The organism is Methylomonas sp. EFPC3, assembly GCF_029643245.1.
GTDB lineage: Bacteria > Pseudomonadota > Gammaproteobacteria > Methylococcales > Methylomonadaceae > Methylomonas > Methylomonas koyamae_B.
The window spans coordinates 3,248,816-3,272,008 of sequence record NZ_CP116398.1; the positions used below are offsets into that span (position 1 = coordinate 3,248,816).

At 47.9% G+C, this 23,193-nt stretch carries 17 protein-coding genes; 5 read left to right on the forward strand and 12 right to left on the reverse strand.

Going from position 1 to position 23,193, the window contains the following annotated elements; translation table 11 throughout:
* Complete coding sequence (locus PL263_RS14505) at nt 1-1,728, forward strand: GTPase (RefSeq protein WP_278210017.1); 1,728 nt, start codon at nt 1-3, stop codon at nt 1,726-1,728.
* Between the two features lie 561 nt (nt 1,729-2,289).
* Here the strand turns inward: PL263_RS14505 and PL263_RS14510 are convergent.
* A complete protein-coding gene (locus PL263_RS14510; protein ID WP_278210018.1) occupies nt 2,290-3,099 on the reverse strand; it encodes a BglII/BstYI family type II restriction endonuclease in 810 nt (269 codons plus the stop codon).
* 516 nt (nt 3,100-3,615) lie between these two features.
* The gene (locus PL263_RS14515) at nt 3,616-4,998 is read right to left on the reverse strand and encodes a MerR family transcriptional regulator (RefSeq protein ID WP_278210019.1); all 1,383 of its coding nucleotides are present in this window, start codon (nt 4,996-4,998) and stop codon (nt 3,616-3,618) included.
* A gap of 94 nt (nt 4,999-5,092) precedes the next feature.
* Here PL263_RS14515 and PL263_RS14520 point away from each other — a divergent pair, with 94 nt between their 5' ends.
* Together PL263_RS14520 and PL263_RS14525 are read left to right on the forward strand one after the other, a co-directional pair.
* Nucleotides 5,093-5,407: a transposase gene (locus PL263_RS14520; protein ID WP_278209330.1), complete on the forward strand. Its 315-nt coding sequence runs from the start codon at nt 5,093-5,095 to the stop codon at nt 5,405-5,407.
* Between the two features lie 11 nt (nt 5,408-5,418).
* Nucleotides 5,419-6,273, forward strand: a complete 855-nt coding sequence (locus PL263_RS14525; RefSeq protein WP_278212847.1) for an IS3 family transposase — start codon at nt 5,419-5,421, stop codon at nt 6,271-6,273.
* Here the strand turns inward: PL263_RS14525 and PL263_RS14530 are convergent.
* The 5 genes from PL263_RS14530 to PL263_RS14550 all read right to left on the reverse strand — a co-directional run bounded on the left by PL263_RS14530 (nt 6,211) and on the right by PL263_RS14550 (nt 11,590).
* Entirely contained in the window at nt 6,211-6,747 is a 537-nt protein-coding gene (locus PL263_RS14530; protein WP_278210020.1) for a TniQ family protein, read from the reverse strand. The genes PL263_RS14525 and PL263_RS14530 overlap by 63 nt on opposite strands.
* 661 nt (nt 6,748-7,408) lie before the next feature.
* Nucleotides 7,409-8,383 (reverse strand): TniB family NTP-binding protein, encoded by a 975-nt coding sequence (locus tag PL263_RS14535; protein WP_278210021.1) that lies wholly within the window; start codon nt 8,381-8,383, stop codon nt 7,409-7,411.
* A complete protein-coding gene (locus PL263_RS14540; protein ID WP_278210022.1) occupies nt 8,380-10,392 on the reverse strand; it encodes a Mu transposase C-terminal domain-containing protein in 2,013 nt (670 codons plus the stop codon). The genes PL263_RS14535 and PL263_RS14540 overlap by 4 nt, the downstream gene beginning before the upstream one ends.
* The gene (locus PL263_RS14545) at nt 10,355-11,152 is read right to left on the reverse strand and encodes a TnsA endonuclease N-terminal domain-containing protein (protein WP_278210023.1); all 798 of its coding nucleotides are present in this window, start codon (nt 11,150-11,152) and stop codon (nt 10,355-10,357) included. Before PL263_RS14545 ends, PL263_RS14540 begins: the two co-directional genes overlap by 38 nt.
* 150 nt (nt 11,153-11,302) lie before the next feature.
* Nucleotides 11,303-11,590, reverse strand: a complete 288-nt coding sequence (locus PL263_RS14550) for a hypothetical protein (protein ID WP_278210024.1) — start codon at nt 11,588-11,590, stop codon at nt 11,303-11,305.
* 162 nt (nt 11,591-11,752) lie between these two features.
* On the opposite strand from PL263_RS14550, the gene PL263_RS14555 reads away from it, so the two are divergent.
* Complete coding sequence (locus PL263_RS14555) at nt 11,753-12,634, forward strand: hypothetical protein (protein ID WP_278210025.1); 882 nt, start codon at nt 11,753-11,755, stop codon at nt 12,632-12,634.
* A 46-nt stretch (nt 12,635-12,680) separates the two neighbouring features.
* Here the strand turns inward: PL263_RS14555 and PL263_RS14560 are convergent, their stop codons facing one another.
* Nucleotides 12,681-13,757: a hypothetical protein gene (locus tag PL263_RS14560; protein WP_278210026.1), complete on the reverse strand. Its 1,077-nt coding sequence runs from the start codon at nt 13,755-13,757 to the stop codon at nt 12,681-12,683.
* 205 nt (nt 13,758-13,962) lie between these two features.
* Here PL263_RS14560 and PL263_RS14565 point away from each other — a divergent pair, with 205 nt between their 5' ends.
* Complete coding sequence (locus PL263_RS14565; RefSeq protein ID WP_278210027.1) at nt 13,963-14,202, forward strand: helix-turn-helix transcriptional regulator; 240 nt, start codon at nt 13,963-13,965, stop codon at nt 14,200-14,202.
* Nucleotides 14,203-14,218: 16 nt separating this feature from the next.
* Here the strand turns inward: PL263_RS14565 and PL263_RS14570 are convergent, their stop codons facing one another.
* The 4 genes from PL263_RS14570 to dnaN all read right to left on the reverse strand — a co-directional run bounded on the left by PL263_RS14570 (nt 14,219) and on the right by dnaN (nt 22,863).
* Complete coding sequence (locus tag PL263_RS14570; RefSeq protein ID WP_278210028.1) at nt 14,219-18,013, reverse strand: hypothetical protein; 3,795 nt, start codon at nt 18,011-18,013, stop codon at nt 14,219-14,221.
* Nucleotides 18,014-18,153: 140 nt separating this feature from the next.
* On the reverse strand, nt 18,154-20,559 hold the full coding sequence (gene gyrB, locus PL263_RS14575) for a DNA topoisomerase (ATP-hydrolyzing) subunit B (protein ID WP_278210029.1): 2,406 nt from the start codon (nt 20,557-20,559) through the stop codon (nt 18,154-18,156).
* 113 nt (nt 20,560-20,672) lie between these two features.
* On the reverse strand, nt 20,673-21,746 hold the full coding sequence (gene recF, locus PL263_RS14580; RefSeq protein WP_278210030.1) for a DNA replication/repair protein RecF: 1,074 nt from the start codon (nt 21,744-21,746) through the stop codon (nt 20,673-20,675).
* Nucleotides 21,747-21,759: 13 nt separating this feature from the next.
* A complete protein-coding gene (gene dnaN, locus PL263_RS14585) occupies nt 21,760-22,863 on the reverse strand; it encodes a DNA polymerase III subunit beta (RefSeq protein WP_278210031.1) in 1,104 nt (367 codons plus the stop codon).
* Nucleotides 22,864-23,193 lie beyond the last annotated feature (330 nt).

Below are 23,193 nucleotides of genomic sequence, written 5' to 3' on the forward strand. Positions count from 1 at the left end.
ATGAAATTGGCTTATTCAACATATTTTAAAGAACTGAACCATGTGGTTAAGGACGCAGAGAGCCTTATTGCAGGCTTGGATATTCCAGAAGCAGCACGGCAATTAGAAAGGCTTGAGGAGGCTCGTGAGCTTATAGGAACTGAAACTCCGTTGCGCTTGGTTTTATTGGGCGAATTCAGTGCTGGAAAATCCTCATTGATTAGCGCTCTAACCGGAGCGGACGTGAAAATCGATGCAGACGTTTGTACTGATACCATTTCGGAATATTCATGGCAGGGATTAACGCTAGTCGATACTCCTGGCATACAAGCTCAAGGTGTCGAAACCGATCATGACCGAATTGCTCGCGAAGCAACGGTCAAAGCCGATCTTGTTTTGTTCGTCATTACGAATGAGTTATTCAATCCGCGATTAGCGGCCTATCTGAAATACGTCCTCGACGATACTGGTTTAGGGCTAGCTAAAAAAGCAGCCATTGTCGTTAACAAGATTGACAGAGAGACGAATCCAACGGAAATCTTATTAGGACAAATTCAAAAGGTGCTTGGTCCGCATCTTGATGTCCCTATTTATTTTTGTGCGTCCTCGAAGTTCACTCAGGCAAAGGGTATGACCGAAGAGTTGCGCACACGGTTTATAAGACAAAGTCGGATTAACGAACTCGTTTATGGCATAAATCAATTTGTTGACGACGCAGGAACATTGGGACGACTCACCACACCTTTGCAGATCGTTGCTGAAATGACTGATCTGTTGCAGGCCGAAGTGGCTGATTCCGAGGACGACAAAAACCGACTCGAGCTATTACGCAGACAAAAAAAAGTTCTCCAAGACTTGCAGTTACGTCTCCTGGAAATTAGAAAAAATTGGAAACAGCAAATCTATTCAACCATCTTGCGCCAGGCTGAACCTGCGGCTCAGCAAATCGACGATTCTACCAACGAACAAGGGTTTATTAGTCTCTTTGAGTCAGGTATGGCTAATATTGCTGGTGAAGTCAGCAGTATTTACGATGGCGTTCAGTTTGATTTGGCACAGGCTCTGTCTGAAACAGAAAACAAGTTAGAAGAACTTGGACATAGCCAACTAGCAAAAGAAGTAGAGCTTGGATCAACACAACGCGCCGAACGAATAAAAGCTACCGCAGATGGAAATCACGCTAAAGGTCAAGCCTATGTTGCAAAGTTTACGAAATTCTGTATAGACCAGCCGCTTCTAAAGGCAAGCCTTGAGGAAGCGGCTAAGAATGCAAAAAACTTACGTGATATTGTTTACTCAGTTGGAAAAGCTTTCGGCAAAAAATTCCGGCCTTGGGAAGCTGTTAAGACTGGACAGTGGTTAGGTTTGAAAACTGCTGAATGGGCAGGAAAAGCACAAAAAGCATTACCTTTTATCGGAATAGCACTTGATCTTTATTTGCAATATCGAGAGGAGGAAGCCAAAGAAGAAAAAGCTCGGTACTTTGCTAGCCTCAGAATGTCTTTACGCAACGTATTTGCTGAACAGGCTAAACTTGAGGCCGAAGCTCTGGAGGCTGGAGTAGTGAAGGTCTCGGAGGGACCTGTTGCCGAAGCTTTAGCAAGTCTGGACAGTGCGGCTGAAGAAGTGAGTAACTCTGATATCAAGAATGCCGTTATGGCAAAAAAGATCGCCGCTTTACGTGAGCGTTGCACTCACCTGCGAACACAGATCATGGGTGGTGTCCGACTGGAAACAAGTGAAAGTTGATGAGTTAAGAACTACCATATGTAGGTTTGAAGTCAGACTATCAATGCGTATGATTTGTCATGGGACGAAATGCAATAAGGCGTTTTTGCAAAGTAACTATTACCATTTCATGAAGCGGATTACACAGTAATATCATGCCTATCAAACCTAAACCGTTCGTTTATGTATGTCCTTCTTGCGGTTGGAAAAAGACGGTTTCTCCGAGAAGCGACGCATTGATGCCCGGAGAATACTATGAAAATTGCCCAGAATGCGGCGCCATTCCCCTGAAAAAGGAAGGACTTAACAGATTAGCAGAACTTGGCCTCAGATTGCTTGACAAATTATTTACATGAGGAACAATTTAATCCCTGATCGGCTGGTTGTGGCCCAGAACCCGACAGTCAATTGTTTTGGCTCAAAGGCCGCTTGGGGTCGGTTTTTGCCGGTCAACGAACTCCCGTTGTACTTACTCTCTGAAGATATTTCAAATGTTACCAATCGGTTTGCACGCAAGGATAATAATATTCTCAAAGGTTAGAAATTGAGCTTTTATTTACCATATATCATCTTCTTTGTCCGTCATGTTTGTTCCCAATCTTCAATCAATTTTGGCGTTATGCCGAATACCAAAATTGGACAACCTTCATGTAGTCCGGCGTTGAGCCGGTGTAGGAGATTGCCCATCCAGGCTGTACTGGCACCGTAACTCGCTTTTACGGTTTCATCGCCCAATTTATTCGCGTTGTCAAAAGGAGGCTTCAACTTCTCGCTACGTGTTACTAATATCCCGGCACTAATCAGTCCAAATTCGTGGAACGCCCGAAATGTATGCAAATCCCGGTCGAAGTTTTGTCTCGTGGATTTCCATTCAAAATCAAAGGCAACACGACCTTTTACGTAGTCTAGTTTATGCCTGTCAGTAAAAGCCTCGATCAACCGAGGTTTAGTGTCAGGGCGTTTCACTTTATGAACTTTTCCGTTAGCCAGAACCTGTTCATCGAACTCCTGCACCCTTACTAAGAGATCGCCTTGAATCCGTGATTCGACCCATCCATTAGGACGTAAAATATTTGAAAATCTCTTAGATATAAAGGTTTCGTCGCCTCCGGACCTTCCTAAGTCTCGCTTCGTAATACGGAAGGCTAGCAAGGCCGCTTCAATTTCTTTCAATTCTTCCGGAAAGGAATTAGCCAAAATAGCCGCTGCGTGTCGGTAGCTATACACGTCATACAGCGCACGTACTTCGGCGCTAATATATCGGTCAACATCTGCCGGATAGTCGGCATTGGGGCCGGGGCAGAGCGATACATCGTCCGATCCATTTGCTTCGGTTTTATGGTCTTTATCGCTATTTTCGTTGTCCAATTCTGGATCTTGTCCGTTTTCCATATAGAGTATTCTTAGCCATTGCTTTGCCTCCTTCATAGGCGGGTGGTGGTTAGGCAGGTTCACCGGTTGCCGCCGATGGACTTGCCGCCTTTTTTCCATGTTAGTGATGTTTGTTAGTTCCCGGCAGTCAGGTTTTGCCGGCCTACCATCATTCGACATACTTTATCGTCGTTGCATACATCGCGTTATCGCCATGGCGGTGCAAGTTAGCGAACTCGGCAGACCCTGCAAAAATACGATGATTTTTTCTCTGGCGTTTCTCATGCTCAGCGCCTGACGATTTCAAGTATGGGTATATCTATGTAACTTGGATTTGAGCCAAGCTTACCGATCATTTTCCATTCGGCGCCACAATCCTGACAAACGTATGTCCGTTCATAACTCATTCCATCTGGTAAGTATTTCGTTTTCCCCCTCTGTTTTAATCCAAGAAGCATTTGGCCCTCTGAGCCAAATGGCTGACGTATACCGTTTTCATCGGCTGGACTGCAAAGATTACATGGCATCATAGAGTTTCTACTCCGTTTCTTTTGGAGACGACGTGTGAATCAAACTGGCTTCATTGCCATTCAATTCACCATTTAGGTCAGACCGACGAAAAAAATACTGCCGGCTGCGATCGATCAAAGGTCCTGAAACTGGTTGCACCGGCAGAGTTTGCAATACCCATCGCGGCGCCCGTTTTACTGATTTGGCATATTCAGCCAATGAAATATAAGTAGCTTGAAACTCGTCGAGGCTTGCTTGCGTGACTCGCCGACCAGGAAGATGATCTTGGATAGTCGTCAGTAACCCCAGCCTTACCAAGTCGTACACCACTTGTTGTTTCAAGCCTAGCCTCTTCGCTGCCTGATCCACAGAAATACTGGCACCTTCGGTGTAGCGCATTTCCGCCAGCCAATGCCAAGTTTGTTGCTCATCAAGCTGGATATTTCCCAATGGTGTCGGCTCAGCCGACTTGCCCACTGGTTTTAATTGGTTTCCCAAAAGCGCCCGAACTAAAGTGATGAATTCTCCATCGCGCAGATGCCAATACTTCAATATGTATCTGACGTTTATTGTCGGTGGCGAGTGCATCGATTCTGTGCCTGCGAAAATCAATGCTTGTACTTGCTGTTTCGGAATCAGCCAAGCAGCGGCATTGCCGTGGACTCTTGAGACCAACGGCTTCAAAATGCCACCCGCTATTAATTCTCTGACCCGGGCCTTCGGCAGCACTAGTTGTTTGGCAGCTTGATCAAGAGTGATACATCCCTTTGCCAGAATCGCTATTTCACTAAGGCTCTGCTCATCGACTGAACGCAGTCTACGACCGGATGGCAATTCAATCTGATGCCCAGCGATGACCTCAGCTCGAATGAAATGGCGAACCGTTGACGGTGCCACGCCGGCTTTTTTGGCAGCTTGTTTCAAAGTCACACGGGGATGTCTGGCAATCGTCTCTGGCTTAAACGCTCGGTGGCGTTTATTCACGACACCTGCCCAATGCTCGTGTAAATAGCGCTCGAATGCGTCGCGCAGAAACTGGAAACAATCATCTGATAGGTCGGTATAAAGTACATGGTACAGCGTGCCAAACGTATCTCGGATGCGTGTAGTACTCTTTGCCTCACGCTTCGCCTGACAGTGAATTTCAATCAAGAGGGCGTGGAAATTGTCCGGCCAATTATCCAGTAAATGACTTGCCTGCCGCATCAATGCCGAAGCTGTATCCAGTTGATGCATATTTCCGAGCTTTCCCGGCTTTCTGGGCTGAGCGTTATCGGAATACTGCCCCAGGTAACTGATCAGTTTGAGCCATTCCAATAGTGACAGGAGCGGAACGCCCGGTAATCCTGATGGGCTATCAATCGCGGCCTCAACCATCTGGCTGAGGCGCAATAATGAACTACTAACCACGTCTTGAGCCTGATGCCCAGCCAACCATACTGAAATGGTCTAATAACCCCGGACACTTCTAAAGGCAGAATTTATACTGTTAGCAGAGGTGGTCATGAGTAACGACAAAAAACACAATCGGCCAAAATACAGCCTGGAATTCAAACAAGATGCCGCCAAACTGGTTCTGGAAAAAGGCTACAGCCAACAGCAGGCAGCCGATCATTTGGGCATATCGCAAAGCGCCCTAGGACGCTGGGTACGAGCGGAACGCAAGCCTTCGGCGAACGAATCGGCGGTAAAAAAGTCTTGTCTGAATCTGGGGGACCGTGACGAATTGATCCGCTTACGGAAGGAAAATGAACAGTTGCGAATGGAGCGCGAAATCTTAAAAAAGGCCGCAGTCTTCTTTGCGAAAGAAACCGAATAAAGTACGGGTTTATTCGAGAGCAACAGAAGACCTATCCAGTCACCGTACTGTGTCGGGTCATGGGCGTTGGCACTAGTGCTTACTACGAATGGTGCACCGCCTCACAAGGCAGTGATAAAAAGCGGCAGGATCAACAGCTTACCGATAAAGTGTGTCAAATCTTTACCGACAACAAGCAGTGCTTTGGTTCGCGTCGCTTAGCGGATCGCTTGCAGAAACAGGGTTTTGCCGTCGGCCGCTTTAAAACGCGGCGGATCATGCGGGAGTTGAAGTTAAAAGTTCGCTACCCCAAACGATTTAAAGTGACCACGGACAGCAACCACAGCGAGGCCATCTCCCCAAATCGGCTGGATCGCCAATTCAAGGTCGCTCAGCCAAATCAAGTGTGGAGCACGGATATTACCTATGTCTGGACGTTACAGGGCTGGCTGTATGTCGCGGTCGTTATCGATCTATTCTCCCGCCAAGTGGTGGGCTGGGCCATTGACGACCACATGCGGACCTCGCTCTGTGTCAAGGCATTACAAATGGCCTTCTGGCGTCGCAAACCGCCACCTGGTCTGCTGCATCACTCGGATCGTGGTAGTCAGTATGCGAGTCGAGAATATCGCCAACATCTGGCCGTGATGCGCATGGAGCAAAGCATGAGCCGAAAAGGCAATTGCTGGGACAATTCGCCGACGGAACGCTTTTTCCGTAGCTTGAAGCATGAACAGCTCAACTACGAAAAATTCAAAACCCAAGAGGCGGCAAAACTGAGCGTGATCGACTATTTGGCTTTTTACAACGGCCGTCGATCGCATTCAACATTGGGCTATCAATCCCCGATCGAATTCGAGCGGGAATTTTCGAGAGACGCTGCCTAAACAAGTGTCCGGTTTTTGTTGACCATTACATACACCACAATCACATTGGAGGTAGTTCACTCGCCCTAGGCGCTGGACGCTGCCACAACAAGGACACCGGTCATGTAGCACAACAGCATGTCGGCTACAGACGCAACTGATTTTTAACAACCATGACCCACGGATATGGGCTGATTCCTGAAAACACAACGAGCACCAGCGCATTAGACTAGTGTTGAAATCAACACTAGTCTGAGAATTCAACAATTCGGTTGATCCCCGGAAACTCGAGAGTGGACCAATCAGCGTTTGTCTTTCCTCGATTGATAAGTTAAGCCCTTGGCATAGGGCGTCAAAGCTTCTAAACGGGTTAACTAACTGGCTAAGGGTCACGTAGCCGTTAGCCTGCGAAACGCGCAGCAAATATCCGATAGTCGCCTCCCCATGAAAGGGGCGAATACGAACCGGCAATGTAGGCTGATTTTCAAAAATCATCTTCCCTGCGCGACCTTTGTCAGGTCGTGAATCTGCTTGAGTTTATGACGACCGAATTCGTAAGAAGCTGTATTTGGCTTCAGATTTCGTTGTAATTTGACTGGCAATTCACGAAACAACACAAATGCAACTTGATGAGCTAAATCCAACTCATATTGCCGAGCCGGTTTTGTGATTAAGGTGACGAGTTCTAAACCGCATGCACATTTCCAATCCGCTGAAAGCCGACGCCAAGAAAAATTTCTGCGACATTTCGGACATATTCGGGCCAATTCAATACGGTGGAATGGGCATACTTCAATTAATTTGCACTCCCATAGTCCGTAATAGAACTCATCATCGCTTAAACATTTTGGGCAAAACCAAAGAGGTGTGGGTATTCGTAGGATTCCAGTCAGGGTCCTATTTCGTTCTAAAGCATTGATCAGCGGATTTTGCGCGTATCGAATCCACCAACATTTTTTTAGCGACAGAAAGCCCCCGAAAAGTGATTGCGCTATTTGGAATGACTCATCGTGCTCATATGTATACCAACGAGACAGCAATTGCCTAACGTCTAAAGGCAGGCTGTGACCGTTAGCACTGTAAAACCGGTACCCATAACCCATCAGGCTTTCCCCCGGTTGTAGCTGCGGTCGAACGGGATAGTCGCTAAACGGTATCAACATACCGCCTCCTTACGGCCCTTGCGGGCACTACTGAAATTGCCAGACTCGAATGGCTCATTACCCCTGTCCAGGCGGCGAAACTCAAATGAAGGATTGAAAGGATTCAGTTTACCCAATCCCTCCCACCAGATTTCCTCGGTAAAGGCTTGTTCCAAAAGCATTGGGCCAATCTCTGCCATTCCGGTTTCCAATGCGAGCCGCAACGCGGACGCCAAGACCTTTTTGATATACGCAACACGACCATCACTAGCGTAGTAGAGACGCATACCCAGATCATCCCAACCAAACTGGCCACACATCAAAGGCAGTGGTAGGCAGGAACCCAGCGAACGAAACAGTTGAAGGCATTCGGCGTGGATAGAGTTCGTGTCACTTTGCCCCAGGGCTAAACGAATGCGCCGGGAAAAGCGTCGCCGGAGTTGTTCGTTAACTTGTAAGATTTGTTCCAGGCGAGGCACGCCAAGTAACACGGTCGGCACACCGGTCTGATCGATTAATGATTTTATCCAATCACCTACCATGTAATGTGTGGTGGCTCGACCTCGGTCATGAATATGTTGTGCTTCATCGAACAAGATCATTTCCACTCGACAGGCCCGGCATAACCTGATGACCCGCGATGTTTTCGCCGACACGGTTCCGGTGGTCGCCCCTGGATCTCCCAGCTTTTCAAGCAAAGCCGTTGCCACGCTCGCTACAGTGGCCGTCGAGGGAACCGAAACGATCAGCACCGGTGTGACATCCCGGTCAGGCAAGGCAAATTTGGGATATTGTTGCTCAATCCAGCTACAGAGACTGCTTTTGCCAGCACCGCTTTCACCGAGTACCAACAAGTGCTGGGCAATGCCCGTTTCGCGAAACAATGCTAGATTTGTTTTAACCGCATCGACTGCGACGACGAAGGGTGGAAAGGGAATGTACTCTTCATCAAAACGTTGTAACTCGTTGCAAATCTCTTTGAAATTCATACGCGACCTCCTTGCAAGCGTTTCATTTGAAAGGAGCCGATGATTTCCATCGCCGACGGTTCCTGACACTGTTCGACTACTTCACACGCTTTGTTTTTTTGCGGCTTGGATACCTTTTTAACATCAGGTTTAGTATCGGTATTTAGATCGGACCCGTTCGGTTTACTACTGGTGATCCCTCGCAGTGCCGCACTACGGCGTCTTGCGCGATGTTTGCGCTTAGTCATTAATGATTCGATAGCTTGAGCCAGCTCATTTCGGGCTCTCTCAAGCGCTACTTTGTCGATAATGTCCGCACCTTGCTCCCGTAGATATTGACGAATAAATTCGTTTTGTTTGATGGTGAGTCCATGGGCAAACTCATAGTCGACTGCCTTTACGGCAACCGGCTCGGCATTATTGGGCCCCCAGACCTGGATTTCACCCAAGTCTTCCGGGTCGTAGACCAACCGAACTTTCACCCCCTCACCAAATCCACGCAGGATGGGACTGAGCTCATCGCCACTGTAGCGGATGCCATGCAGGAAAATTCCATCACGGCGCAATGAACGTTCTGCGACTAGGCCGATACGGCGCTGCAATGTTTGCAAATCACTAGGTAGTACCGGTTCGTGATGTGCAATGCTTTCTTGCCAGCGAGCCCAAGGCGTTGTTTTACCGAGACCTCGATGTTCGTCCTGGGCATAAATATCAACCACCCATTTTTCAAAAATTTGCTTAAATTCAGCAAAGGTTAACAACGCTGCTCTTTGTGGATCGTAGTCGCCGCGCAGATAAAATTTGGCAAAACTAGTTCCGGGCAACTGATGAGCAAAGAAGTAGTTGATTGTTTTTAAATGGCGCTCTACCACCCCTTTAAAACGTGGCGCATGCTTGGGGCAGTATTGAATGCGAATGCCTAAATCGTAAGCGACGCTTTCCAGGTCATTGCTATGGAACTCCAAGCCATTGTCGACCACCATGACTTCAGGCAAACCGTAACAAGGCCAAGTGTTGGCGATTTTTAGGTTTGCTATGATCCCATCAGCCAATTTTTTGGGCAGAATGGCATGCCGTAAGGCACCCATTACCGCTGCTGTCGAAGGGCTATCGAAACTCAAATAGTAGCCCAGCAACATCCGGCTATAGTGGTCGATAATCACGGTTAACGTGGGCCTGCCAAGTGGTAGCCAAGTTCTTTCGTCAATGAGGAATAAATCGAGCGGCGTATGATCAATTTCAACGCGCTCTAGGATACGAGAGGTTTTTACGCCGGCTTTTAACAACCTAAATCGCCTATCCGCAGCTGCGTTACCTTCCTTAAGTACCACGAGTTCGTATGCCTGAGCATGTTCAACCAAACGGTACAAAGTCCTTAAAGACGGGGATTTGATAGGCGTACCGCCAATAGTTCGCTGGTTCTCAATATCGATTTTGCCGAGTAAGCGCGTATATACGCTACGGCCGGTCGCCTGTGGTGAGGCTTTAAAAGCATCATCCAAAGCTTCTGCTACCAACTGGAGAATGCGATCATTTTGCCGCAACTTTTTTGGACCACGAAGATCAGTCCTCGGAATGATAGCTCGCGGGTCACCTACTGATTTAAACCGACAATACCAACGATATACGGTTGTCACGCCCGGCGGGGTTAAATCACCGATTTCTAAAGCGGCCTGTCCAATTAACGGCTTTAAATACTCTGGAGTAAAAATCGGAACGCCATGATCGAGAATACATTCAAGATAATGTTTTCGACGCTTCACGGCGTTTCTGACGCCTTCTGATAGTTCATCAAGTGGCCTTGAAAATGAAGGCACTAACAAGTTTGTAGCGGCCGCAGCATCACCCGACTTCGCGGAAATTTTGCCAGCCTTATACTCGGTGAGCAGTTGCTCACGACTAATTACAGAAAAATGGCCGTCATTCATGCGTTCCAACAGCAACTCACTATTCGGTTGGATACGATCTATTCGATATGCAGTACCGTTCCAGTCAAAAACCCTGTTCTTGCGCAATGTAAAACCAGCCATTGTCAGCCTCCAGGTTCAATTCAATTAGGGTATCGTCTGAGATAGGCTGGTCCAGGGAACAACGCAAATATCCAGCCAAGAGCAAACTGTAGGGGTCTACGCTACTGTCAGTTGTCAAAGCTGTAACCTCTGCAAACGATGCAGGAAGGCAGTCGCGAAGTTTAATGATAGCTACCGTCATGGCATCCGCGGATGGTCGAATAAGTGGAGCTTGACGAAGTACCCAGCGTAGATTGGATAAGCGTGGCTCTTGCCGTATCACTTCATCGGTCAAGATAAAAAAGGGCTTTTTTGACCTACGCATATGCTCAGCGACACAATTAAATTTGTGCTGTACATCTTCATGACCAAGACTACTGACCGCCTTGACCTCGATAAGAATGATTTCGCCGGTGATCAACACTAGCTCGAAATCCGGGGTATATCGGCGCAATTCCGCGCCATCGGGATACTCAAGGGTTATTGGTTGTTCACGATATCGCACAACATTGGGAGATGCCTCGAACAGATAAATAGCGTCCCGTTCTGGTAATCCCTCATGGTGCACCATCCGACCATTCTTGCGGCTGGGGAATTTTCCGCGAACAATGCAGCCTGATGGACTAATAACATTCCGGGCTCGTCGATGATTATCGCCGGCTGGCTTCATACCACACCAGCGCCCTTGCCAAAGATTTGAGGACATATTACTCTCCATTAATCTAATTTCAGGGCGCACAAATCCTGCGCCCTGAATAATGCGTTTAAAAATGGTGCGCATAAACAGGCCGCAGGCTTGACACCCACGATTTTTAGATTAACAATGAGCTCGTCTTGAGGATCAAAATCTCGACGGCTTCATCAAAAGCTTAGGGTTGCAGCCCTAGGCTTTTTGTCTTTCTAAGCCTGTGTTTTAGTCAGTACATATTGCTTAGGTCATATCGTTTTCTCCTTCTAGTAAATGTGGTTTAGGGTTGGACATACGCTGCTGTGCCAGCCAGCGTGCAACATCGACCGTTAACGCAAAGTGACCACTACGACCTTCAATCTCAAATTCCGGTACCGAAATTCTTTTTCGCAGCCGTGCTTGCCGATAAGCGCCTGAACTTGAATACCCGAGTACCTTCCACAGATCTCGGGCCGCAATTAACGGTCCATATAAGTGGTTTAAATCGCCACGAATTTCTTGTACGAGTTGTTCAGTGACGTCTGGTTGCATAGAGCAGTCTTGAGTAACGGTAATATCATTAGGATTTAGCCTAACGTAGGCTAACTGGCTGCGTCAAAGGAACGATTTTTTGCACAAAAAATAAATAATTAATAAATTTCAATTGGTTAAACGATATTTATCATTTTAGCGGCAGCTGAGGCTAAAATTCACATGGTCACTTATCAAAAAAATAATCTGAAAATTCCGAGAAGCCTTGATCCAATCCAAATCCTTCGTGTACGTTACTGGTATGAAGGCGTTCGGATTCGACTGGGTTACACTCAGGCCAAACAGATAGAAAACCATTTCCGAGCAAAGCTCGACCCAAACTTTCAGGAAAAGGACCCATCGGGTAAATGGAGCCGCTACAAGCTGGGTAAAAATACTCCACTCGCAGGATTAATCGAAAACGTTAATAGGGAAGCTGATGGATCAGCAAAGGAAATAAACCATATCCTATGGGACGTTATCTCCCTGCATGAAACTGATGTAGTGGCAATTGACACCTGGTTAAATCAGCTTAAGGGGACTGAAGCTGGTAATATCGTTTTTCAACCGAAATTAAGACACCCAGGTCAATGGGAGCCAATTAATAAGCTCTCAACGCCACACTTTCGAAAACTTTTAGAAGTGGGAAATTTCGATAGTCTTGCTGCATTAGTGCTGTATTGGCACAAAGCCAATATTAAAGGCAAGGGTGATCAACAGCCTCTTGCTTACGTCATATTCGAAATCTTATTGATCATCGGTTATGAACTGGATAAAAGAAAGCTTTTAGGCGAGTTCTTTGAATTATTCAGAGTTAACATTTTTGAAAACATGGATTGGGACGATGGCTCGTTTCCGATGACTCCGGAGCAATACAGGCATAATGTTCAGTTACTCTCTGAATTAGCCGGCCAAATTAATGACCGGGATTATGTCCACTCCTTAGATGACCATAAGCTAAAAGCTAATCTTCTTACCCAAACGCGTTGGCTTAACATCAAACTAACTCTCGGACTCAATGGAAACAGGTATCAAGGTCTCGTTGCACAACAGCAATCAAACTGACTGATTAAAACAATCGATGAGATTCAAGCCATTCGGTCGCAAGAAGTTACCTTTTTGGTCTGGTAATTTTATCCAAAGGCAAATTGAACCCATCATCCCCTGATTTTAGAAAATCTTCGTACAGCACAACGCTGATCATGCTGCGTGGAAGTTCGTGGTTTCGGTGAAAGGGTGTCACAAGCCAGTTCTCAGCTCGTGCTCGATCTAGCCAACGTTGGCAGGCTCCGATCATGTAATTGGCGGCATGCTGCGGGGTACAGGAAGTCCTGACCAAGAAGTCAGCCGCCGCCTTGGCACCAGCATAGATAATTCGATAGCATTGAGCCACCGAATAGTCTTGTAATAGATTATTCAACATCACCGACGTGCTGCGCTGGGCCGAAGGCGGTAATCCTCGTTGTTTGGCGCAATAGTCGTAAAACTCCTTACATTCTGCAAAGGCCAAAGCGCGCACTAAATCAGGCAGCTGATCGAACCAATGCCTGGGCCATTTTCCGTGGGCGGCAACTTGTTCAATGCCTTGAATCAGATTAGTGCGGGAGGTGCTGGATATACTCCAAAAAATCGGAAAAGCCGTTTCAATTCGCGGCTCATTTTCGAACACACCGAAATTTTCAGGAACTGCTGAATTCGACACACTGAGTAATTTCGCCTGACCTAATTTCTGGACCAGCGTATGACCATAGTGACCTTTGGGGGCAAATGGCACAGCAGCCATATCCCAGACTGCCGTCGCCACCATACCATCAATTCCACGACAACGCATCAGAGCCAGCAAAGCGACGGCCTGGTCCAATGCTAGGTAAGCAGGTTCAATACTCAGATTTTGGGTCTGTCCTCTTTGGCCATTTTTAGCATCAAGAACTTTTCTCGAAACCTTGCCAGAAACTGATCTCTGACGGTTACGGCAATGGTCACATTTACATCGCGAACTATCCTCATGTCTGCATTGGGAACAACGCATCGTTGTTTCATAATGCGCACTCCTAGATATTCTTGGGGACATCATCGCAGCATCGCAACAAGGACATACCAAGAACGAGTGAAGTATCGGCGGGAATAATTTGAATAAATGATGCGGATGATGATCGACTTTGAATTCTGCCAGTAAATCGACAATCATTTCTCCCGCATAGTACCGTGTCATCAGATTATCTATCTGACTGTCAGAAAGATGAGCCAATTTAGGATGGATCGACAAATTTGGCATTGGACAGCAAAGACAAAACGCCAAATATAAGCCTGCAGAGCAAAATTGTCACTCATAGAGCGTGGCCTCATAGGATACCGGTAAGTAGCATCATGAAATGCCTACCGACTCCCAGCCCATGCCTGACCCACTTGTCTTATTTGGACAACGTCTTGTCCAATTGAGGAAAGAGCGAGGCTGGTCTCAAGAGCAACTCGCACTCGAATGCGGTATGGCACGAAGTTATTTGGGAGGAGTAGAGCGGGGAAAACGAAATATTGCTTTGCTGAATATTTGCAAATTGGCGGATGCGTTATCAGTATCCCCTGCAGAGATGCTGAAGTTTAAAGGCGACAAAGGCCCTGAGGATAGCTACTGAGTTTCAGTCACTATACTTAATCCAAATCCAACAAGATCAGCTTTATAGCTGTTATTACAGCTGTTGGAGACGATGTCGAATCTCCATGTATTTGCTGCCAGAAGTCAACGGCAAAATCCGCTCCAGTTTTAACCAGTGAATCCAAAAATTCCGTTACTTCTCCTCTAAGTTCGATTGGTATGATCGATTCCAACTCGATTAGCGTTGCCTCGATTTCCGCATTAGCCTTTTCGAGTATGTTCCATTCCTCCGAAGCACGATCTTTACCACCACAGCCAAAAGCTTTTATTGTTGAAACTTCAAGAATTGCCGCTATCAATGCGTCGAATTTTCGCCCTAACGAAATTTCAGCTGGTGAAAAACCTAGTTCCGCTAACCAAGACACATCCTCAAATGCTTGAGGAAACAACGTTTCTACACCTGAAAACGCTTGTTCCTGAATGCAAAAACGGCCAACGGCAGGCACAATCGTGATGCGTCGCCCAGTGCCTGCAATTTGTCTTACGGGTTCTGCGATCGCTTCAATTGTCGCCGGCCAATCTATCATTCGTTCTAGCGTCACGATAACGAGCAACTTTGCATAAGGCCAGGGACCACCAATTTCATTGACTGGACGGAAGGCAGCTCGTACAACATAGCCACAATCGCGTATCGTCGTTTCGAGTTCAACTTTCAATGCATCGAGACGGGCATCGAGTTGCTGTTGAATCTTGATAGACAACATACGAAGTGCATCATTAAAGCGTGACGTCTTCGATAAACTCGGCGCTAACTGGCTAACTTTCAAATTGCGAAAGCCGGATTCCCCTATAATCATACAAGCTTGTTCAACGATTGAACGTAGACGTAAGAGTGAAGAGGGCGGACCATCACCAATTAACAACCAAGGTTCATCGCTGCTCGCTTTATCAATATGCTTCAAAATTTCGCTTGTCCGCGCATAAATCGTTGCAGCTCGCTCGGGTGCTTCGATCAATCCGCGCAAAAAATCGGCCGAACAGAAATTTAAAACGTTCTGAAGTTCGGAAACACCAATGCCAGAATTTTCCCCGGAAATCACATCCGGGTCTGGAGGTCTTGTTAGCTTACGCGATTCTTCATAGATTGCACCAAGTGTGTCTAAAAACTGTACCTTGGCCTTACCTCGCACAACCCCATCGATTAACTTCTCCAATAGTGGTACAAGTGCCTCCAATAACCTTTTTGCTTCCGAAAGATATTGGCTCGTGCTATTGGCAGCGACTCGTTGTGCTACCGCCGCAATCCAACGCTTATTTCGTGCCGGTAAAGCTTCCGCCGGTAAATTGGATCTTGGGACACGCTTTGTAGCGATTGGAACGCCACCGATTCCTGCAGGTTCTCTATCTGCGGAGATTGCCGAACAAACCGCTAGTTCGGCGGATGGAGCAAAAGCCAATAGTTTCCGACAAACGTCCACAACATCTTCGTGAAGGTTCGTTTGTATCCGGTCGGAGATATAGAAAACATCCGCGCAAACCGCCAATCCCTCTGGTTCGTTTCTAAGCTGAACCTTCGATACCCAAGGGGTCTCTTGTGTCAGCCGATCCAGTAGCGCCGTTTGGCCGACTTCATCTACCCAGTTGCAGGTTATTTCCGGTAATAGCAGCTGTGTTGTTTCGAGGAGTGCCGCTACTTCCGCAATTGGCATTGTGAGGAGATTTGGACGGAGGGCTATTAAATGTCCCTGAATAGCGGAAGGCAGTTGCATGCCGACTAAACTTGCCAAAAATCCCCTAACCGCATGCCAATCAGGGTTTTCAAGTAACCATTTTGGCCACAGTCTTTCTAGCCGCTCGAGCAACGGCAAACGGTAGTCGTTATGCACCATCTCTCGTAACAGCTGTGCTGCCTCAAAATGCGCCTGTAGTTTTTCTTCTAGAAATGGTTCCGTATTAGCGACGGCAAACATAGCCACCATAGTTGCTTGCGTAGTTGAAATCTTCAGTCGGTCTAAATGAGGCAACCAACGTTCGACAGACTCGCCAATACTACCCGTATCTAAACCTCTTAAGATTGCAGCAAGTAAAATAAGATTTCCATCGCTGCATATCCGTTCTACCGCACCACTGATGATTCCCTCTACTAATTCAGGCTCCCGTACTATCGTGCGTGTGATGAATCCTTCCATATCTTCAGGAGCAATACACAGAATGGCATGCCGCACCGTCTCTACCTTAAAAGGTGGCGGTATCTCATGCGTAATATCTGCCATAGCAGCCGCTCTGATTTGATGTAGGCTTCCGAGACGTAAACCAGTATTCAGTTTTTGAACTAAATGCTCGTCAATAAGCCGTCTCAAAGCATCGGATAAATCGTCGTCATTGATAGCAAGCGTTTGACGAAGGCGTAAGAGTTCTACCGTACCGCCGGTTCTTCCAATCATCGAAGTTACTCGAAGCACTGACAGTTCGTTACGGCGCTTCTCATGCACGCGCCTTACAACTTGATCCCGTAGAATTTCCTGTAAACGACGCTCTTGGGTAAGCAGATGTGTATATTCAAGAAGCAATCCGTTGCAAGTTTGCCAAGGTTCACGCCAACCAGGCCAATTAGTCTGGTCTCTATCACGCAATTCACGCCAAATTCGTTCGGCTAATATCGTATCCGGTTGTTCGCGGATTTCAATAGAGAGATTCCGACGCGCAACCAGAAACATATCTTCCTCGCGTAAGGAACCCAACAGTAGCACATTGGAGCGAGTAGCGGCTTCCGTAACTAACGCATCCCATAATCCTGTTTGATGCCTACCCACATCGTCGATAACAAAGCCAATCGGCATATGCGCCGATGCCCGGAACGTATCTGCAAGGCGTAGGATGTCAACAATATCGCTTTCCGTAGCCGCATTGCGTATTCGGAACCAGCGTATGGTATGGCGACTCTGTTTTGCCGCTTCCCACAACAAACCGGATTTCCCTGAACCTGAAGGTCCTGCAATTAATACGGCACGTTGTCGTTCAAGCGCGTTGAGGACTCGCGTACTGGCTTCAGGACGTTCAGTAAGAAGACCGGCAGCAAGATGTCCTGGCTGAACATCGGTACCAAGATAAAAATTCCTGTCTTCTATTGGAGTCAAGAAATCTACCGACTCACATAATCCTCGCTGCAATGCTAATTCAAGGTCGGTTGAGGACAGAACACCAGCCAGCTTTTCAATTTCGTGTTCGAAGTCGGATACCGAAAGACTCAGAAAATCCCCTAGAGCACGTTCACCATTGTCGTCAGATAAAACGCCTATTTTATCTGCTATCGCTGCAAAACAGACAGAAGCCATCAATGGTAAGCAGTCCATTTTCCGCACAATCAAATCGATTGCACTCTCCATTGGCGAAGGAGCAAGCAATATTTGAGTCTTAGAAGACCATTCAGTAGCGAACTTGTGCTGGGAGACTAAATTCAGAATCGCTTTCAAACTAGAAAGCGGGGTATAAGTTCCAACTTGAAGTCCAATACCATTGATATCGCGTTCTAAAATCAATAGCACTCGTCCAGGCGAAGTAGCTGCGGCAGAAGCTCTGATCCAAAGCTCCTTCAGGTACTTTGCAACGTCGCTTCGGCCAAACGGTCCCGCATTGTCTCTTCGAGATTTAATTTGAACGAATACCCTTTCGCTTGGCCCCCCTAATTCTGCATCGTCGAGGCCTTCCGGTATAACACTACCGTAGCTAAGATCGCCTGCCCAGCATCCTACCGCTAACCAAGCTATCGTAGCATCCTGGTATCTAAAGCCTCTCCCAGCATGAGACCCAGCACGCGTGGAAATTTTTGGCTGATTGCCAATCATTGCCAAACTGCAGACTCCTTGTGAATGAAAGAAGATGCCACTAAGATTTTTTGCAGAGACAGTTATTGCCGAATTTTTTCATTATTTGTGTCATTAGTTTTTCACTAATTTGGCACACTTTTCACTAATTGTGGCATCCGACATGTTTAAACATCCAAATTAGCCACGTCCAAAGCATTCTTGACGATGAAATCACGGCGAGGTTCGACGATGTCGCCCATCAGGGTGGTGAAGATTTCGTCGGCGGCGATGGCATCCTGGATTGTGACTTGCAGCAGGCGGCGGCTGTTGCTGTCCAGCGTGGTTTCCCAGAGTTGTTCCGGGTTCATTTCGCCCAAACCTTTGTAGCGCTGGATGTGTTGGCCTTTTTTGACTTCCCGCATCATCCATTCGAAGGCCTGTCTGAAATTGGCGACGTGTTGCTCGCGTTCGCCCATGCGCATGACTGAGTGTTCGCCGAACATATTGGTGGTGTGTTCGACGTAGGCGGCGATTTTTTGGTAATCGTTGCCGGAAAAGAACGGTGCGTGCAGGACAAAGGTTTTGGTGATGCCGTGCAGGCGTTTGTTGACGGTGACGTCGAAGTCTTCGCCGTCGCGGTAACTCAGTTCGCTAGTGAATACGGCTTTGTGGTCGCCGGCGTTCAGGTTGCGTTCCAGTTGCGCGAACCAGGCAGACAACATTTGCGGGTTGGCTCTGATCTCGGCGTTCAATACCGGCATGTAGGTCATTTGTTCCAGATACAGGTCGTCGTAACGTCTGGACAGGCGTTGGATCGCGTTCATGACGTCGGCAAACTCGGTAGCGAGTTTTTCCAGGCCCGGCCCCTGAATAATCGGTGTGTCGGGGTCGGTTTGCAATTGGGCTTTATCCAGCGCCATTTGGATCAGGTACTGGTTTAAAGCGTTGTCGTCTTTGACGTAATGTTCCTGCTTGCCTTTTTTGACTTTGTAGAGCGGCGGTTGGGCAATGTAAATATGGCCGCGTTCAACCAGTTCCGGCAGTTGCCGGTAGAAAAAGGTCAGCAGCAGGGTGCGGATGTGCGAGCCGTCGACGTCGGCATCGGTCATGATGATGATGCGGTGGTAGCGCAGTTTGTCGACGTTGTATTCGTCTTTACCGATGCCGCAGCCCAGCGCGGTGATCAGGGTGCCGACTTCTTCCGATGAAATCATCCGGTCGAAACGGGCGCGTTCCACATTAAGGATTTTACCTTTCAAAGGCAGGATGGCTTGAGTGCGGCGGTCGCGGCCCTGTTTGGCCGAGCCGCCGGCCGAGTCCCCTTCCACGATGAACAGTTCGGACAAGGCCGGATCTTTTTCCTGGCAGTCGGCCAATTTGCCGGGCAAGCCGGCGATGTCGAGCGTGGTTTTGCGGCGGGTCATTTCGCGGGCTTTGCGGGCGGCTTCGCGGGCTCTCGCCGCATCGATGATTTTGCCGGCGATGGCTTTGGCGACTTGGGGTTGTTCCAGCAGGAATTCCTGGAGTTTTTCGTTCATGGTCGATTCGACCAGCGGCTTCACTTCCGACGACACCAATTTGTCTTTGGTTTGCGACGAGAATTTCGGGTCGGGTACTTTGACCGACAATACGGCGGTCAAACCTTCGCGAGCGTCGTCGCCGGTGGTGGCGACTTTTTCTTTTTTCGCCAGACCGTTGGTTTCGATGTATTGGTTGATGGTGCGGGTTAGCGCGGCGCGGAAGCCGGCCAAGTGGGTACCGCCGTCGCGCTGCGGAATGTTGTTGGTGTAGCAGAATACGTTTTCCTGATAGGAATCGTTCCACTGCATCGCGACTTCGACGGTGACGCCTTCTTTTTCGGCTTGAAAGTGAAACACTTTCTCGAATAGCGGGGTCTTGTTTTTGTTCAAGTGTTGCACGAAAGCGCTGATGCCACCTTCGAATTCGAACACGTCTTCCTTGCCGCTGCGTTCGTCGCGCAACGAAATTCTGACGCCGGAGTTGAGGAAAGACAGTTCGCGCAGGCGTTTAGCGAGAATGTCGTAATGGAATTCGATGTTGGTAAAGATGGTCGGGCTGGGCTTGAAGTTGATATAGGTGCCGCTGCCTTCGGCATCGCCCACCACCGCCAGCGGTGCCACCGGTTCGCCAAGTACGTATTTCTGCGTGTGCAGTTTGCCATTCTTGCGGATTTTCAGGGTCAGTTCTTCGGATAAGGCATTTACCACCGATACGCCGACGCCGTGCAAACCGCCGGAGACTTTGTAAGCGTTGTCGTCGAATTTGCCGCCGGCATGCAGTACGGTCATGATCACTTCGGCCGCGGAGCGACCCTCTTCTTTGTGAATATCGACCGGGATACCGCGGCCGTCGTCGGACACCGATACCGAACCGTTTTCGTGGATCACCACATCAACGCCTTTGCAGTATCCGGCCAATGCCTCGTCTATCGAGTTATCGACGACCTCGAATACCATGTGATGTAAACCGGAACCGTCATCGGTATCACCGATATACATGCCCGGACGTTTTCTGACCGCGTCCAGACCTTTCAGTACTGTGATATTCGAACTGTCGTATTGTTCACTCATGAGGGTATCCAGTGTGTTGTACCGCAAGGTGGTTTGTCGTTGCTATCGCATTCGACAGATCATGCGTTGGTGATGGAGGATTCTAGTTTTTATTGTTCGTTCCACGTGAAACATCAATGCTCGGTAATCTTGCCTTGTTCCACGTGAAACCATTTGTAGTTATCGATGTTACTCAAATCGCCGAAGTCGGCTATTCCAGTGCTGCTGATAAATATTTGGCATTCAAGTCCGACCAAGTATTTTAGCAATTTTGCCCTGTTATCTGCATCCAATTCCGCGGTAAGGTCGTCTATCAGGATACAGCAGGTATTGGGACTGTCCCGATTAAGCAAGGTAACTTGCGCTAACAACAAAGCTAATACCAACAGCTTTTGCTGGCCGCGGGACAAGTAGTCCTTGGCTAAGCGTTTGCTGAAGTAGGTTTGGAAATCGGCTCGATGCGGACCGCTATGGGTAAAGCCGTAGCGCATGTCCTTGTCCAGATCGGTTTTTAACGCCTGCTCCAAATTCAATTTGTCGTCCCAGCCGGTGAGGACACGCAATGCCACGTCGTCGCCCCCTAAAAAATACCCGGCCATTTCCAGAAACACCGGCTGCAAAGCGTTCAAATAGCTCAGGCGGAACTCTTTGATCATCTGGCCATATTCCGCCAGTTCCCGATCCCAAGCCGAAATTTGCCGAACTTGCCGACTCTTCAGTAACGCATTGCGCTGCTGCAAGGCTTTACTGTAATTACGCCAGCAAGACAGAAAATTCCTGTTTTGATTGAAAATCCCCCAATCCAAAAACTCTCTTCTGATTTGCGGTCCGGAATCCAGTAAACGGTAGCTTTTCGGATGGATCAGCTGTACCGGTAGCGCATAAGCCAAATCGGCTTTCTGCCGGTTTTCCTGGTCGATACGGATTTCGCATTGCTTGCTATCGATCTGGATACCGAGCTGGCTGACCGAGCCGTTTTGCTGCCGATTTTGCGCCGCGACAGTCAATTGCGATTGATCGAAGGCGATGGCTTGCTTGATATGGGTAGTTCGAAACGACCGGGCGCGACCCAAGATGAAGATGGCCTCCAACAACGAACTTTTACCGCTGGCATTGGCCCCGGTAATGAAGTTGATGGACGGCGACGGCGAAATGCTGGCGGACTGGATGTTCCGCACCGCCAGAACATCCAACTTTAACAAAGTCATGCCGGGAAGCGGTTTACATCCGCATCGGCATTACGATGAATTTGAACAGGGCTTGTTCGGGCTCTTCGACAAAACAACTGCTGGCATTGCTGGCAATGGTCAAAACCGCCATTTCCGAATCCAGATTGGTCACCGCATCCAGCATGTATTGCGAATTGAACGAAATCGTCAAAGGCTCGCCCTGGTAATCGATCACCAATTCTTCCTCGGCTTCGTCATGCTCAGGATTGTGGGTACTCAGCTTCAGCGCATCGTCGGCAATATCGAAAGTAACGCCTTTGTATTTTTCGTTGGACAAAATCGCCACCCGGGTCAAGGCTTCCCGCAATAATTGTTTTTGTATCAACAGCGGCGACATGAAACTCTGGTTGAACACCTTGCTGAAATCCGGAAATTTGGCGTCTATCAATTTGGACGAGAACACCACATCCTTGTAATAGAGTTTGATGTGATTATTGGAGAACTGGATATTCAACTCGGCTTCCGGGTCGTCCAACAGCCGGCTCAATTCCTGTACCGCTTTTCTCGGCAAAATGATGCGGGCTTCGCAGCCGGTAGCCTGGCCAATGTCATCCTCGTAAATCGATAAGCGGTGGCCGTCGGACGCCACTAATTTCAATTTTGAATTGCTGACATGCAGCAACAAGCCGTTCAGATAGTAACGCACATCCTGGTTGGCCATACAAAACACGGTTTTTTCCAGCGCCTTCTTTAATTTGCCGGCGTTCAATATGAAATCGTATTCGTAGTTGGATTCGTTGAACTCCGGATAATGTTCAGCCGGCAAGGTACTCAACGAAAATCGGCTGCGCCCCGATACCAATTTCACCTTATCGTCCTGCAACTCGAAACTGACTTCGGCCGCAGGCGGCAGCAAGCGGCAAATATCCAGAAACTTTCGGGCCGGGACTGTGATCTCCCCCGACTTTAATATTGATTCGATATTTATCTTCGAGACAATTTGGATTTCAGTGTCGGTACCGGTCATTACCAATTGGTCGTCGCTGGCTTGCAACAGCACGTTGGAAAGAATGGGCATGGTTTGCCGTTTCTCGATAACACTAACGATTTGCTGCAATGGAGCGAGAATTTGATCTCTGCCAATAATAAATTTCATATCAATATCTTTTCTCTATTGTTATTACTATGAAAGCAAAACCTGTGGAAAAATAGTTTTTATCTTTAAAAATCAATAGCTTTTCAGCATATTGATTCTGTACGCTAACCGTCGCCGAGCTTGTTGAGCAGTTGTGGAAAACCGGCAACGGCAAACAAGGCTACAAGTTGTCCACATCTTTTGCCGACATTATCCAACATTCTTTTCAACAAGTTCGCTCTCCTTATTATGGAGGAAACAGACATGTCTCTCATCGGAAATGTGGTTTGTTTGGATTGGTCTGTGGTTGTTCGGATTCGTACCGCGTTTTTCTCGCCTTTGATGCATCGT